This is a genomic window from Novosphingobium beihaiense (genome assembly GCF_022832375.1).
GTDB classification, from domain to species: Bacteria; Pseudomonadota; Alphaproteobacteria; order Sphingomonadales; family Sphingomonadaceae; genus Novosphingobium; species Novosphingobium beihaiensis.
The window spans coordinates 1-14,773 of sequence record NZ_JALHLG010000049.1 but is presented as its reverse complement, the minus strand read 5'-3'; the positions used below and the strand labels follow the sequence as shown (position 1 = coordinate 14,773).

At 63.8% G+C, this 14,773-nt stretch carries 13 protein-coding genes and 1 pseudogene; 6 read left to right on the top strand and 8 right to left on the bottom strand.

Features of this window, described 5'->3' with window-relative positions; translation table 11 throughout:
* Positions 1-9 precede the first annotated feature (9 nt).
* Entirely contained in the window at positions 10-1,437 is a 1,428-nt protein-coding gene (locus MTR66_RS18810; RefSeq protein WP_243923819.1) for a WecB/TagA/CpsF family glycosyltransferase, read from the bottom strand.
* A 277-nt stretch (positions 1,438-1,714) separates the two neighbouring features.
* On the opposite strand from MTR66_RS18810, the gene MTR66_RS18805 reads away from it, so the two are divergent.
* Positions 1,715-2,992 (top strand): oligosaccharide flippase family protein, encoded by a 1,278-nt coding sequence (locus tag MTR66_RS18805; protein ID WP_243923817.1) that lies wholly within the window; start codon positions 1,715-1,717, stop codon positions 2,990-2,992.
* Positions 2,989-3,924 (top strand): glycosyltransferase family 2 protein, encoded by a 936-nt coding sequence (locus MTR66_RS18800; RefSeq protein WP_243923815.1) that lies wholly within the window; start codon positions 2,989-2,991, stop codon positions 3,922-3,924. Before MTR66_RS18805 ends, MTR66_RS18800 begins: the two co-directional genes overlap by 4 nt.
* 93 nt (positions 3,925-4,017) lie before the next feature.
* Here the strand turns inward: MTR66_RS18800 and MTR66_RS18795 are convergent, their stop codons facing one another.
* Together MTR66_RS18795 and MTR66_RS18790 are read right to left on the bottom strand one after the other, a co-directional pair.
* Positions 4,018-5,445 carry a sigma-54-dependent transcriptional regulator gene (locus MTR66_RS18795; RefSeq protein WP_243923813.1) on the bottom strand — a complete coding sequence of 476 codons (1,428 nt, stop codon included), beginning with the start codon at positions 5,443-5,445 and terminating at the stop codon, positions 4,018-4,020.
* Positions 5,446-5,458: 13 nt separating this feature from the next.
* A complete protein-coding gene (locus MTR66_RS18790; protein WP_327194531.1) occupies positions 5,459-6,025 on the bottom strand; it encodes a heme NO-binding domain-containing protein in 567 nt (188 codons plus the stop codon).
* Between the two features lie 255 nt (positions 6,026-6,280).
* On the opposite strand from MTR66_RS18790, the gene MTR66_RS18785 reads away from it, so the two are divergent.
* The 3 genes from MTR66_RS18785 to MTR66_RS18775 are packed head-to-tail and all read left to right on the top strand — an operon-like array spanning position 6,281 to position 10,175.
* Positions 6,281-7,495, top strand: a complete 1,215-nt coding sequence (locus tag MTR66_RS18785; RefSeq protein WP_243923809.1) for a polysaccharide biosynthesis/export family protein — start codon at positions 6,281-6,283, stop codon at positions 7,493-7,495.
* Positions 7,492-8,907 carry a GumC family protein gene (locus tag MTR66_RS18780; RefSeq protein ID WP_243923807.1) on the top strand — a complete coding sequence of 472 codons (1,416 nt, stop codon included), beginning with the start codon at positions 7,492-7,494 and terminating at the stop codon, positions 8,905-8,907. Before MTR66_RS18785 ends, MTR66_RS18780 begins: the two co-directional genes overlap by 4 nt.
* Positions 8,862-10,175, top strand: a complete 1,314-nt coding sequence (locus tag MTR66_RS18775; protein WP_243923806.1) for an O-antigen ligase domain-containing protein — start codon at positions 8,862-8,864, stop codon at positions 10,173-10,175. Before MTR66_RS18780 ends, MTR66_RS18775 begins: the two co-directional genes overlap by 46 nt.
* Here MTR66_RS18775 and MTR66_RS18770 read toward each other — a convergent pair.
* The 5 genes and pseudogenes from MTR66_RS18770 to MTR66_RS21410 form a co-directional block, all read right to left on the bottom strand.
* A complete protein-coding gene (locus MTR66_RS18770; protein ID WP_243923805.1) occupies positions 10,164-11,171 on the bottom strand; it encodes a glycosyltransferase family 4 protein in 1,008 nt (335 codons plus the stop codon). The two genes, MTR66_RS18775 and MTR66_RS18770, sit on opposite strands and share 12 nt — an antisense overlap.
* Entirely contained in the window at positions 11,168-12,160 is a 993-nt protein-coding gene (locus MTR66_RS18765) for a glycosyltransferase family 2 protein (RefSeq protein ID WP_243923804.1), read from the bottom strand. Before MTR66_RS18765 ends, MTR66_RS18770 begins: the two co-directional genes overlap by 4 nt.
* A 247-nt stretch (positions 12,161-12,407) precedes the next feature.
* Positions 12,408-12,878: pseudogene (locus MTR66_RS18760) on the bottom strand (IS3 family transposase); the annotation flags it as partial.
* A 90-nt stretch (positions 12,879-12,968) separates the two neighbouring features.
* The gene (locus tag MTR66_RS18755) at positions 12,969-13,448 is read right to left on the bottom strand and encodes a ferritin-like domain-containing protein (RefSeq protein ID WP_243923803.1); all 480 of its coding nucleotides are present in this window, start codon (positions 13,446-13,448) and stop codon (positions 12,969-12,971) included.
* Between the two features lie 83 nt (positions 13,449-13,531).
* Positions 13,532-14,419, bottom strand: coding sequence for a 2Fe-2S iron-sulfur cluster-binding protein (locus MTR66_RS21410; RefSeq protein ID WP_327194530.1), 888 nt, complete (start codon positions 14,417-14,419; stop codon positions 13,532-13,534).
* Here MTR66_RS21410 and MTR66_RS18745 point away from each other — a divergent pair.
* Positions 14,406-14,609 (top strand): hypothetical protein, encoded by a 204-nt coding sequence (locus tag MTR66_RS18745; RefSeq protein WP_243923842.1) that lies wholly within the window; start codon positions 14,406-14,408, stop codon positions 14,607-14,609. The genes MTR66_RS21410 and MTR66_RS18745 overlap by 14 nt on opposite strands.
* Positions 14,610-14,773: the final 164 nt, after the last annotated feature.

Sequence of the window (14,773 nt, the reverse complement as noted above, 5' to 3'; positions counted from 1 at the left end):
TAGGGCCGGTCAATAGGCGCCCCGGCTGGTCACGACCGCCGGAACGGTGCGCAGCATGAGCATGATATCGTTGAACAGGCTTTTGCGGCCCAGATAGTCGATATCCATTTCAACCTGTCGTTCGAACGGGATCTCGGCGCGGCCGGAGACCTGCCAGGTGCAGGTGATGCCCGGCTTGCCCGTCAGGCGCTTCCAGTTGGTGCCGGCGTAAGAGACGACTTCCTCGGGCAGGGCCGGGCGGGGGCCGACGATCGACATCTCGCCGCGCAGGACATTGATGAGCTGCGGCAGTTCGTCGAGCGAGGTCTTGCGCAGCAGGGCGCCGATGCGGGTCACGCGCGGATCGCGCTTCATCTTGAAGCAGGTGGAATCGCGCTCGCTCTGGCTGAGCAGGGCGGCCCGCCGCTTTTCGGCATCGGTGACCATCGAACGGAACTTGAGCATCGTGAAGGGCTTGCCCGCATTGCCGATGCGGCGCTGGCGAAACAGGGCGGGGCCGCCGTCCTCGCGCCGGATCGCATAGACAATGCCTAGCAGCAGCGGGGAGAGGATCAGCAGCGCGGCCAGCGCCAGCGTGAAATCCATGATCCGCTTGGCCCCGGCATAGGCCGCATCGCCGAAGCCGCGCGCCGCAACGGCGTGCCGGGCGGCATGGGCGAGGAAGACGGCATTGCCGAGAAGGTAGCGGCTGGCCAGCCGGCGCGGCTCCTGCATCAGGCGCCAAAGCCATTCGCAGCCCGCCTTGCGCAGCAGCAGCGGCGCACGCTGCACATTGCCCGAATAGTAATCGAACAGCCCGCCGACGCCGAGGACAACGGCGGCCTTCAGGACGGAGCGGTTGCGCGCAATCCACTTCTCCTGCAGCGGCACGCCGAAGCCGACGAACAGCAGCGCGGGTCGGGTCCGGTTGATCTGGTCGATCACGGCGGCTTCTTCCGATGGGCTGAAGAAGCCGTGCTGCGTTCCGGCGACGTTGAGGCCGGGATAGCGGCGCTGCATTTCCGCCGCTGCCGCCGCTGCCGTTCCCGGCGAGCCGCCCAGCAGATAGATGGATTCGCCGGTCCTTGCCGCGCGGGCGCACAGCTCGGGGAACAGGTCGGTGCCGTTGAGATTGTCTCCCATGGCGCGATCGGCCAGCCTGGCGGCTATGCGCATACCCGAGCCGTCGGGCAGGAGCATGGAACTGCCGTGCAGCGTGGCGGCATAGGCGCTGTCCCGGCGAGCGGTGTTCACGCAATGGGCGTTTACGAAATTGATCGTCTGGCGCCGGCCGGATGCCGCATCGGCGATAATGGCATCGGCGACATCGGCCATGCCTGCATTGACCAGCGAAAATCCGAACAGTTCCGTCTTGGCGAAGGTCTTCCTGACCCAAGGCCGCCGCAGAAGAGATTCGGAAGAAATCGGAAGCGCGCTTTCTTCGAATGACTTGAACATGATGACCTCCAGCGTTTGGTGAACGATTGGGGGCTGTTCAGCAGGGGGCGTGCCAAATTCAAAAAATGATTATAATTCAAGTATTAATGTGAATTTCGGGGTGGTGGGAGGCGCTTTGCAAAGGGCGGGGCACGCATTTCGCAATCGCATTTCGCAAACTGCGTTGCACTTTGCGGTATTTCGATCCGGTCAGCCGTGAAGATGGGCAAAATGGGCGGATTTCCGCGATTGGCACGGTCCTTGATTAGAGGCGGGAAACCCCTTTCAGGATAACCCGATGCCTTACCGTTCCATCATTGACCGCCTTCTGCACGCGGACATCGGCCAGCTGGTTCGCGGTCTTGCGGCCTATGGCGGGGCCGAGGTGATTACGCGTATCGTGCGCATCGGCACGATCGTCGTTATCGCGCGGCAGGTTTCCCCGGCGGTCATGGGCGCGGCGGCGCTTGCGCTCAGCCTGTTCGAACTGATCCGCGTGCTTGCCAATGCGGGGATCGGCCAGCGCATCATCGCGGCGGACGCCCAGGATCTGGATGCCACCTGCAATCAGGCCTCGCGCCTGTTCTGGCTGTGGTGCGGCGGGATCGCGCTGGTTCAGCTTGGCGTTGCGGCGGTTCTCTTCGGCTATTTCGCGATGGCCGATATCGCGCTGATGCTGGTCGTGCTTTCGGGTGTCTATCTGGTGATGCCCGGCGGGCTGGTGCCGGTTTTCCTGCTGATGCGCGAAGGGCGCATGGCCGCGACCGCGCGCATCGCCGCCACCCAGACGCTGGCCGATCACCTGCTTACCTTCGTGCTGGTCCTGATCTGGCCGAGTGCCTGGGCCATCGTTCTGCCCAAGCTGCTGACGTCCCCGATCTGGCTGGGCATGGCGCGGCGGGCGCGCCAATGGCAGCCGAACCCGGCGGCAGGCTACATGCCCGTCCGCTATTTTCGGGAATTCGGCGCGGGCGTTCTGGTCGCGGAGCTCGTCAATGCGGGCAGGCTGCAACTGGACAAGCTGATCGTCGGGGCCGTGTTCGGCGCGAAAGCGCTCGGCATCTACTATTTCGCGTTCAATGCCGGGCTCGGCATCACGACCTCTTTCGTCTCGGCGCTGGGCACTGTCCTGTTCCCCTATATCTGCGGCGGAAAGGACGATGCCGCCCGGCTGCTGCGCTGCCGCCAGGGGATGCTGCTTGCGCTGGGCGTGTTCTTGCCCGTGCTGGCGGCGCAGATCGGGCTGGCGCATATTTACGTGCCGGTGATCTTCGGCGAGCAGTGGGCCCAGGCCGCGCCGCTGGTGTCCATCCTGGGGCTGGGCGCGGTGCCTATCGTTCTGGCGACAGTGGCGACGGCATGGCTGCGCGTGGAAGGCCGGACCGGCATCGACGCCGCTGTCAGCACCGCCGCTTCCACCGCCGCACTGGCCGGACTGGCTCTGGCCGCGTCCTTCGGGCTGACGGCAGCGGCGGGCGGCTATGTCTTCGGGCTGGCGATCGTGCTGATCCCGATGTCGATCTACGTCCTCAACCGTGTTTTCGTTTCCTTCCCCCTTCAGGAGAAAATGGCATGACGACGCCTCATTTTTCCGTAGTCGTTCCGGTTTACAACGCAGGCGCCGCGCTGGAGGCCACTGTGCACAGCGTTCTGGCGCAGACCGAAACCGATTTCGATCTCTGGCTGATCGACGATGGCTCGACCGATGACAGCCTGGCCCGTATGCGCAAGCTGAGCGAGAGTGACGAGCGCATCCGGGTCGTGTCCAAGGCCAATGGCGGTGTCGCCTCGGCCCGCAATACCGGCGCGGAACTGTCGAGCGGGCGCTATATCGCGTTCCTCGATGCCGACGATATGTGGCACCCGGAAAAGCTGGCGCAGCACCGCGCCTTTCATGCGCGCGCGCCGCAGGCAGGCTGCAGCTTTGCCCGCATCGCCTTCCTCGAACCGGGCAATGACGATCTTCATGCCGCCAAGACGTTTTCGGCCGGGTACGCCGACATGGTGCCGATCAGCGAAGTGCTGGGCGAAAACCCCGTCTGCACCGGGTCCAACATCGTCGTCAGCCGTGCCTGCTTCGAGGCCGTTGGCGGTTTCAAGGCGGGCATGAACTATGCCGAGGATCAGGAATGGCTGGCCAGAGTGGTAGGCCAGGGCTTCGCGCTGGCCGGTATCGATGCGGTTCTGGTGGGCTACCGGATGTCGCCCGGCGGGCTCTCCTCCAATCTGGAGGCGATGTACGCGGGCTGGCGGACGCTCGCCGGGGAATATGCCGGTGTGGCGGATTTCGATCATGCCACCGCCGAAGCCCTCTATTGCCGCTATCTCTCGCGCCGGGCTTTGCGCAACGGTGCTTCGGCCGTGCAGGCGCTGCGCTTTGCATTGGCGGGGGTGAGTCGCGATGCGAAGGCCTTTTTCGGCGATGCCCGGCGGGGCGGGCTGACGCTGGCAGGCGCGCTGTTCGGCCTGATGCTTCCGGCGCCGGTTCGCGTGCGTCTGTTCGCATAAGGGGGGCGGCTCGCAGGCCGGTGCTGGCCCGGCCTGCGAGCCGTAAGGGCAAGGTGGAATGCGCGCGCCGCGAGCGGGGCTGGCCGAACCGGGTCAGGAAACCGGGTTCGACCAGCGTTCCAGCTTGCGGTATAATGTCGAAGGGCTGATCGCCAGGTGGCGGGCGGCGGCCGGAACGCTGCCGTCGAACTGGGCGATGGCGGCTTCGACGGCCCATTTCTCGATTTCGTCGAGCGTCATGGCGGACAGATCGGGCATGCCATTGCCGCTGGCAGGTAAGCCGTCCGCGCTGCCCGGTTCCGTGCTTGCCTCCTGCGCGCGGGGCGGGGGCGCAGCGGCCGGGCCGGACAGGCCTTGCAGGATGGCGTCGGCCGAAAGGTCCGGCTCCGGGGTCATGACCACGGCGCGGCGGATCACGTTTTGCAGCTCGCGGACATTGCCGGGCCAGCCGTAGCCTTTCAGCCTGGCCTGCGCCTTGATATCCAGCGGATTGAAGGTCTTGCCTTCCTCTTCGGCAAAGCGGTCCAGAAAGGTCTGCGCCAGCAGGACGATGTCATCCCCGCGTTCGCGCAAGGGCGGAAGTTCGATCGGCAGGACGGACAGCCGGTAAAACAGGTCTTCGCGAAAGCGCCCGGCGGCGACTTCGGCCATGGGATCGCGATTGGTGGCGCAGATCACGCGCACATTGACCGCTTCCGGCTTGCTGCTGCCGACCCGCTGGATCATGCCCGTCTGCAGGAAGCGCAGCAGCTTCACTTGCAGCTTCAGCTCCATTTCGCAGATCTCGTCGAGAAACAGCGTGCCGCCATCGGCCTCTTTCGCCGCGCCGGTGCGGTTTTCGAGCGCGCCGGTAAAGGCGCCTTTCACATGACCGAACAATTCGGATTCGAGCAGGTTTTCGGGAATGGCGCCGCAGTTGATCGCAACGAAACGGCCCGAGGCCCGCTGGCTGCTGTTGTGGATGGCTTCTGCCGTAACTTCCTTGCCGGTGCCGCTTTCGCCGGTCACGAAGACGGTCGCCTTGGAATTGGCGACGTTTTCAATGGCCCGGTACACGGCCTGCATGACATCGGAATGGCCCACGAAGCCGTGGAAGCGGTCGCGCTTTTTCAGTTTGCGCGCGATCTGGACTTCCCGCTCCAGCTCCCGCCGTTCGCTGGCGTGGCGCACGGTGGTGAGCAGCCGTTCGGGCGAGAGCGGTTTGACCAGGAAGTCATAGGCGCCCAGGCGCATGGCCTGGATCGCGCGGTTTATCGATCCGTCCGCAGTGATGACGATCACGCTGGCCTTTTCGGTCAGGCCGGGCTGGCTGGAGAGCCATTCGAGCCCGTCGCAATCGGGCAGCTTGAGATCGAGCAGGATGACATCGAACGGGCGCGATCCGCTGTCGAGATGCTGGCGCGCTTCGCCGCCGCTTCCGGCCAGTTCCACGCTGCAGCCTGCCGCTTCCAGCTGGCCGGCATACGTCATGGCCAGTGACGCTGTGTCTTCGATGATGAGGACATGGGGCGCCTTTTTCATGTGGCCTCCTGTTTCATGTGATGCGCATTACGCGGCCTCCCGTCTCCGGATGACGCCGGATAACGAATGTGGCATTGGAAGGTGTGCTGCCTTTGCACCAGGCGATCATGCTGTCTTCGTCGTAAGAGGCGATGCACTGTTCGATCAGGCCGAAGGCGATGTGGGCAAACGGACGGTGCGATCGGTAGGTCACGTAATAGTCCGCGCCTTCTTCCCGCGTGGTCACGCTGGGCGGCCGGGCATCGGGATAGATCGTGCGCACTTCCTCGTGAATGTGGCGTTCGATGTGGTCCAGCAGGCTGCGGGCATTGCCGTATTGCTGCATCAGTTCGGGGAATTTCTCCTCGAAACGGGTATAGAGAAACCGACCGAACGCCTGGCACAAGGCATGCGCCGGGATTCCGGTGTGGGCCGCGGTGGCCGCCACCAGCGCGGCGGCATAGCTGCCGGGGTAGTTGCCGACATTGGTGAAAGCGGCATCATTGGGCAGGCTGGCCTGCATGATCACTTCCTCCTGTCCCTCGATCCCCAGCTTGAGCTCAATAAAAGCCATGAGCTCTACAAATATCAAACCTTTCACTGTACGCTCCCGTGCAAACACGGGATGGTGCTAAGCAACTAATGTGCCACCGGAAATGGCGTCTAAAGCGCTCTTTGAGGGCCTTGTTTTCGCATTATGAAAAACAATTTTTACCAAAATGCAAATATTGAAATGCAAAATGCAAATCGCGTAGAAGCGGCTTTGGCTTTTTGCCCGCCGGGCTGCTGGCATGGTTCTTGATTTCAGGGAAAACGGATCAAGAGCTTGCGCGGGCGCCGCGGGGTAAGGAGAGGCATGACGGTACGTTTCGGGCTTTGGGCGAAACTGATTGCACCATGGGCTCTGGCGGCCATGCTGGGGGGCTGCGTGGCCGGGCCTGCTCCGCGCAATTATTCCGGTGCCGCCTGGATGCCCGAGCAGGAAGGCCCTCGGAACCCGGCGCCGCAGTGTCTGGGCCAGCCCAGCGCTCCTCCCGAAAACTTTCTGTCCGGCCAGGAAATCCCGGCCCGCATGCTGCGCGATGCGCCGGTGCTGCTGGCCCCGGGGGACCGGTTGCGCATCGCCGTTGTCGGGGACAGCGATGATATTTCGGGCGTCTATGTCATCGGCAAGGGCGGTGTGCTGGACCTGCCCGGGCTGGCGCCGGTTGCGGCGCGGGCGCTCACGGTCAGGGCGCTGGAAGCGCGCCTGCGCGAGGCGCTGCTGAGGGCCCGCCTGGTCCAGCCGCTGGCGCGCGTGGTGGAAGTGCGGCTGATCGAGAGCGGCGGGGTGTCCGTTTCGGTGAGCGGGGCCGTGTTCCAGCCGGGAACGGTCCGGGCCGGAGAACGCGCGAGCGAGGACCGCGTTGGCCAGCGCGAAGGCATGGCGAGCGGGGATGACAATCCGGGGCGAACGCTTTCCACGGCGCTGCGTGCGGCCGGGGGCATCCGGCCCGACGCGGACATTCACCGGATCTATCTGGTGCGCGGCGGGCAATGGGCCCGCATCGATCTGGGCAATACCCTGACCGGGGCCGGGCTTGCCGAAGTGCAACTGACGGTGGGAGACCGGATCTTCGTTGCCAGTACCGGCTGCTTCAACGAAAAACTCGTGCGCCCCAGTGCAGTGACGGCGCCGGGCATTCGGGTTTTCATGTCCAACCTTTCGCGCTCGGCGGCCAGCAACGCCAGTGCCGCCATTGGCAAGGAAACCACCAGCCTGCCGTACGGGACGCGGTTTCTGCAGGGGCTGGTTTCGGCCAACTGCGTGGGCGGATCGGCGATGAACGCGCACCGGCGCGCGGTGCTGATCTCGCGAAATCCGGTCAACGGGCGCAGCATCGTTGTCGAGCGCAAGGTGGAAGAGCTGGTGCGCGGCGCCGATCGCGATGCCTGGGATCCGTTCCTGATGCCGGGCGATGCGATTGCCTGCTATGACAGCCGGGCAATGAACTTTCGCGATGCGGTGACGACGCTGGGCGATGCGATCGGCGCGGCAACGCCTGCGCTTCTGTTGGAGAAGGGGCTGTGATCCAGGTTTTTCCGGACCAGCCCCCCCGCCGCTTGGTCCGTTTGTGGTGGCTCATCCGGGACGGCATGCCCTCGCTCGGCCGTTACCGCCGCTACGCCATGGTCGTATTGCCAAGCCTGATCGGTGTCTGGCTCGTGGTTGCTGCCTATCTCCTGTTTGCGCCTACGAGCTACACCAGCAACATGACGCTGATCCTGCCGGGATCGGGGGCGGGCGGCTCGATCAATCTGGAATCGATCGGCCAGGCCAGCGCGCAGACGAACTCGGCTTTCGCCAGTTCGACCCTCAGCCCCACCGAAAACTACAAGCGGCTGCTGATGGCCGATGTGACGCTCAAGCGCGCGGCGCAGATCGCGGAGGAAGGCGATGATCCGCTCTCCACACCCGCGATCCGGCTCGTCGATCAGACCAACCTGATTGCCGTCTCGATGAGCGGCCCCACGGCCCAGCAGGCCCAGGCGCGCCTCGAAGCGGTGCGCGAGGCTTTCTTGAAAGGACTGGAGAATCTGCGCGAGGACGAAGCGGCGAAACGCGAAGCGGCGGACCGTGACCAGATCGCCGAGCTGGAACGCAAAGTGCAGCAAACGCAGCGCCGCCTGCTGGAGTTTCAGGGCGATACGGGGCTGGCCACGCTCGATCAGTTCAATCAGCGCATCAACGTGCTGGATGGCCTGCATGCAAAACAGCGCGATACGCGCTCCGATCTGGAGCGGGAACGGGCCGCCGCGTCGCGCCTTGCCGCCTCGCTGCGGGTCACGCCGGAAGAGGCGGGGCGGGCGATGGTGCTGAAGGCCGATCCGATCTTTCAGTCGCTCCTCGCGCGCTATGCCGCCATTTCCGTGAACCACACGGAAAGCAGCGCCACGCTGGGCGCACGGCACATGACCGTTGCCGAGCTCGATGCCGAGCAGAATTCCCTGCGCGCATCCATGGTGCGCCGGGGCCAGGCGCTGACCGGGCTCGGCGCGAAAACGCTGCTGAATTTCGCGGACCTTTCCGTGAGCGAGGGGCGCGCGCGCATGTTCGAAAGCCTCGTCGCGGCAGACAGTGCCTCGGCCGGCGCGGCAGGGGCGCTGGCCGAAGTCGACCGGCAGATTTCGCACCAGACCAAGGAAGCACACGAACTCGTGCGGCAGGCCTCCGCTCTGGCAGACCTGCTGCGCGATCACCGCGTTGCCGAGGCGGTGTTCTCGTCCGCCCTTGCCCGGCTCGATACCAACAAGTCCGATCCGTTCGCTTCCTATCCGCTGGTGCAGACGCTGGAGCAGCCTTCGCTGCCCAAGAAGCCGTCGTCGCCCTCGGCGCTGCTGGCGATTGCAGGCGGCGTGGCCACCACCCTTTTCATCATTATGGGATTCGCTCTGCTATGGGTGAGACAGCCCATCATCCGCAAAATCTTGCCGAAAGGCTGATCTCCGCGGTCATTCAGAGTACCTGGCTGCTCTGGGTGGTCGGCGGGCTCTATATCGCCGGTCCCGTGCTGGGCTGGACGCTGGCCGGGATGGCGACAAAGGAACTCTACCTGGCTCCCGGCAAGCCCGCGGCGGAGCGGCCGCCCCGCATCGGCCTACCAATCCACATCTGGCTTCTGGGCATGGCGGCCATGCTGCTGATCCTGCTGGCCGGACATGTGCTCAACGATCTGGGGCTGGGCAAGACGATCAAGTCCTCGATCGGCTGGGCCAAGGGCTGGGCGCTGATCGCGCTCTATCCTTTCGCCGGTGCGGTGCTGAACATCAGGCCGCAAATCCTGTACCGGGCGGTCTGCAAGCTGGGGCTGCAGACGCTTTTCATCCTGCCGCTGTTTCTGGCGGCGCCTTTCATCGGCCTGCCCGGGCTTCTCTACGTCTCGCCGCTTTCGATCGTCGGCGGATCGGGGCCGGAATATTTCGCGGTCATCCTTTACACGCTGGAGCCGGGAACCGGCGTGCCGCGCTGGCAGTTCTTCGCGCCCTGGTCGCCCGCGGCAGGCATGGTGGCGGTGGTCCACATCCTCTGCGCGCTGGAAGAGAAGGACGTGCGGTGGAAAGCGATCGGCGTAATGGCCGCGCTGGCGGTCGCGCTTTTGTCGCAGTCCCGGCTGGCCCTTGTCGCCATTGCCGCGATCTGGCCAATGGCCTTTGCGGTCAGCCGCCTGCGCGAGCCGTGGATGTGGTTCATGGGGGCCCCGGCGGTCTTGGCACTGGGGCTGTTCGCGCCGCAACTGGTGGCTTTCGTAGAGCAGGCGATGGCCAGTTTTACCGGCGCGCGGGCTGATTCCAGCCGGGTCCGGGCGGCACTGGGCAGAATTGCCGTGGAGCGCTGGCAGAACGAAGCCTTCTGGTTCGGGCACGGCGTGGTCGAGAACGGGCCGCACCTGGTCGAGTACATGCCGATCGGCAGCCATCACAGCTGGTACGGGCTGCTTTTCGTCAAAGGGTTGAGCGGCGCGATCGCCCTGGCGCTTCCTCTCATCGTCAGTGTGCTGGCCACGGCAAGGCTGGCTCTGGACGAGCCGCTGGGGCGCGTCGCGCTGGCCATGCTGCTGGTGCTCATTTTCTACAGTTTCGGCGAGAACCTTGAGATGCTGAGCTATCTATACTGGCCCGCCCTCGTGCTGATCGGCATGGCATCGCGGCGCCTGTCCGAACGGGCCGCTGCGCAGGGCGGCGGTGCGCGGCCGGACCTGTCAGCGCCGTGAAGCGGAAGCGCAGGCGAACAGGGCCCGCCAGGCCTCGATACGCTCTTCGAAGACCGTGCTTACCGAAAGCCGGGCGGCGGCGGCCATGTCCCGCAGATGATCCGGCCTGAGGCTGGATAGCGCTTCGGCAAACCGCGAGGTCCGGGTGAAATCGATCACGCGCCCGGCTGCGCCCGCCTGCTCGGGCAGCCCATCGACTTCGGCAACCAGGATCGGCCGCGCGGCCATTTTGGCTTCGGTCGCGACAAGGCCATAGGCTTCCCACCGCGAGGGCATGGCAATCACATCGCATTCGCCCAGGAACGCGGGAACGTCGTCTATCATCCCCTTGAACTGGATGTTCGCATGCCCCGCGGCGAGCTGGCGCAGATACGCTTCTTCGGGCCCCGCGCCGCCCAGGTGAAGGACATAGCGTTCGGGATCGAGCGTGCGGAAGGCCTCGATCAGCCTGTCGAACCCCTTGACCTGCACAAACCGCCCATAGGCACCGACCACCAGCGGACGCTCGCCCTGCCAATCGGGCGCGGGGACACTGCCCAGCCCCTTGTGCCCGCTCAGCGGCTGGATGACCCGCAGCTTTTCCGCAGGCAATGCCGCTGCCTCGCGCAGCCAGCGCATCTGGCCATGCGATACGCACACGACCTCGTCGAACAGCGCAAAGGCGGCCCGCATCATCAGGCGGAAACGCTTTGTGCTGGGCACGTTGTGGGCTTCCCACGAACCGGTATAGCTGTGCTCGACATGGACCAGCCGGGCCTGCCGGTTGCGCAGCCGCAGCGAGAGCAGGAAGGGCAGGCATTTCCAGCGGGGCGGGAAATGGGTCACGATAATGTCCGCTTCGGGCAGCTTGGGGGCAAGCTGGCTGTCCGGGCTTACTTCCAGCACCTGCGAATGCGCGGTCTCGCGCAGTTCGGGGGTCTGGTAGATCGATACGGCCTGGCTGACGCCGCCCATGGCGAAATCGTCGAGCAGGTGGAGGACGCGAACCTGGGTCATGCCGAAACCGCTCCTCCGAGGTGGCGCCGGGCCAAAGCGTGGAACATGGCGGCGGGCAGCCAGCGGGCCGCAGCCGAAGCCGCCGCCGTGATTGCGGTCTTGACCGGCTCCTCGATGGCGATTGCCGGGCTCTTCCAGACCGCCTGCCGCATCAGCGAGACGGCAAAGGAGCCATCGCCCAGCTGGACCGCCCGCCGGGCAAGATAGCGCAGCTGATAGGCCTCGGCCTTCGCGCCGTGCCGTGCGATCAGCCCGGGCGCATAGCCACGCGCCTTGTCCATGACGCGCTGCCAGCTTTCGAACTGGCGCACGACATTCGCGGAAAGGCCGCCGCCCACGATCCGGTAATCGGTAAGCGCCCCTTCGATGCCTTCGAAACGGCAGCCATGCCCGGCCGCCATGCGCAGCCACATCTCGATGTCTTCCGACTGCCGGAAGCTCTCGTCGAACCAGCAGGTCCGGCCCGGCTCGTCAGGGTGGGCAAAGGCCGCCTTGTCGAGCGCGCTGCGGCGCATGACCGGGGCCGAGCCGTTGCCGACCGGATTGCGCAGCAGGATGTGGTGAGGCTTCACGCCGTTGAGGCGCGGCTGCTGGCAGATGCCGATGGGGCGCCCGGCGGCATCGATCAGCCGCGATCCGGAATAGCTGACGTCGACCGAAGGGTCTGCCTGCAAGTGAATGATATGCAGCATGAGCTTGGCGGCATCCCAGCGATCGTCGGAATCGAGCAGGGCGATGAACTCGCCGCGCGCGGCGGCAATGCCGGTGTTGCGCGCGCCCGCAAGCCCCCGGTTGGGCTGCCGGACGATCCGGACCCGCGGATCGCGGAAGCCTTCGCAGATCTTCATGCTGTCATCCCGCCCGCCATCGTCGACGATGATCAGTTCGAGATCCTTGTACGTCTGCCCGAGGACGGACATCACCGCTTCGGCAACGTAGTTTTCGACATTGTAGACGGGCATGACGACGGAAACGATAGGGCTGGTCATCTCGGTATCCTTGATCTGGGAGGAAGCCCTCCGGAAACATGCCTCCCTGTCATCAAGGTTCGTGCCAATCTTATTTTATTTAATTAAATCAATTTATTGTGTCTTATTTTGGCAATGAGGGCAGCGTTTCAGGCGTTCGCAGTTTTGCAGATTGCAGGTTCTAACTGCCTCCTGTTTTGCATTTTGCGCGGCTTTGTTGCGCAAATCGGTCGCGGGGCAGCAGACGGCCTTTGATGGCATTCGGTTATGTCACGTCCGCGCACCGCACCTGATTGGGCCGCTCGATCTTCATATCCGCAATCGATAGGGATAAATTCGATGCTCCGGGTGCGGATCGCTCGTGCGCGGGCGCTGTTAGATCGCCACCAGCCCCATCTGCGCCATCAGCCGTCGTACCCGGCGGCGGTCCACCGCATATCCAAGCCGCGGCAGGTGCCGCGCCATCTGACGGCTGCCGTACCACGGACAGTCCATGAACGTCTCGCCGATCACCCGCATCAGCGCGAGCGTCTCCTCGCTCTGAGGAATCGGAACGTAGTAATAGGAGGAACGGCTGATCGACAGCAGGCGGAATTGTCCCGCAATCGACAGGCGTGGGTGAGCAGGTTCGATCATCGATCGCCTCTGGCCCGCGCTCATCGACCGGAGGCTTTCGCCAAAAATCTCTCTCCACCAGCAGTTGCCCGATCTTGGCATGCAGCTTCTCGATTTCCGCCTCAGCCTCTCTCACCTCTTCGAAGCACATGAATCGACATCCCCCGGTCCACAGATTGGACCAGCGGTTGAACGGGCTGAAAAGAGCCGGGCTCTAACTGTCGATCGGCATCCGCAAGCCTGCGGCCCTGGCCGCTACCCAGCGGTTGAGTTCCGCAACATGGCCACTTTCTTCTTCAACAAATGCCTTGGCGAACGTGATGATCTCCGGGTCCGTCGCCTTTGCGAGGACGTCGGCATAGTAGCTCAGTCCCGCGCTTTCGGCGGCCAGCGCCGTAGCCAGCGCCTCATCGGGCCCGACCAGCGGATCGGCGGCCCAGATTGCAGCAGCTTCCGGGCTTTCGGCATCCGGCCATTCGAACTCATCCGGATTCAACGCAGGAATATCGCGAAAACCGGACCGGTTCCTGGCATCCGCCAGATGAAGCCGCGAATAGTGGGCAAGCTGTCGAAAGAGCTTGCCCACTTCCTTGTTGCCGCTCGCTTCCATCGCGTCGGCTAGATGCGCAAAGCGGTCGGCGGCTTCGCGTTCAAGCTGTATGGCATGGGCCAGAAATTCTTCGACCGTTTCCATGGGGGGTCTCCATCTGCAAGGCGGCATGGTTCGTTCCGGCGGGCAGCCGGGAGGACCGGCTACCGCCGAGGCACAGCGCTGCATCAATCGAAAGCGGGGACCTCGGGATGGGCGAGGAGCCACTCCTCGCGCGTGATTGAGGCTTCGAGGATCTTCAGATGCTCGGTTTCTTCCCGGGCAAATTCCTTGGCAAGGGCCGTGACATCCGGATTGTCCGAAGTCGCGCCGATCGCGACATAGAATTCGTAGCCCCGCCGTTCGCCAAGGATCGCGGCCTTGAGCGCATCCAGGCGAGACAGTGATGCGTCTGCGGCCATCAGCGAGGTGCGCTCCGGCGTGGCCTGGTCCGGCCACACGTAATCGGGCGGAACCACTACATCGGCATCAAGCGCGGAAGCGCGTTCCCTTGCTTCCTTGAGGTGCAGACGCGAAAAGCCGGCCAGCTGGTAGAACAGCTTGGCCACTTCGTCATTGCCACACGCTTTCATGCCTTCCGCCAGCTCGTAGAAATGCGTCGCTGCATCGTCCTCGATCTTGACGGCATAACCCAGGAACTCGTCGACGGTCTTGAGCTTGATACCGCCCTTGAAGATCTTCGCCGCAGGCGTGACGTGCGGGGCTTGGGCGGGCAGCGTCTCATCGCCAGCAAAGCGCACCATGATGTCCTCGTTACGCACGAAGCATTGGCAGGCCAAGCGGTGGCGTGGAGGCATGTCGTTCACTTCAGCTTCGTAGATCTCCTCTTTGGTGATCTTGCCGAGTTGCTTGAGGGTTTCCTTCTCCTCTTCCGTAAGCGCGATGCCATATTTGCTGTACTTGGTCGGTGCGTAGAGATGCTCGACTTCCACCACGCATGAACCGCAATCTCCGTCCTGGCAATCGAAAGGGATCGGAATCTTGTGTTCCTTCGCAATTGCAAGAATGGTTCCACGGTCACCGGCAATAGCGTATACCGTGATGTCTCTCGCCATCGACGGGGACGAAAATGTTACATTGGCCATAGAAAGCTCCCACGAATTGGTCCCGGGCAATATTAACAACCCATTTCATGGAATTTTAGGCAATGATCGTGCCAACAAAGGTTTTGCGGCGATGGCTATTTTCATTTTTGATCTATATCAAAAATATTCTGCTCCATTGCAGCCTTTGCGACAAAGCTGACAGGTTTAGGTTCCCACACGAGAAACATTCACGTCGGCTTTGTTGCGCAAATCGGTTGCAGGGCAGCAGTCGGCCTTTGATGGCATTCGGTTAGGCGACACGCTGAGTTTGAGGCCTTGCGAGTGCGGTGAAACGGTTGAAGATGGCTGCACGGATTTGCAGTT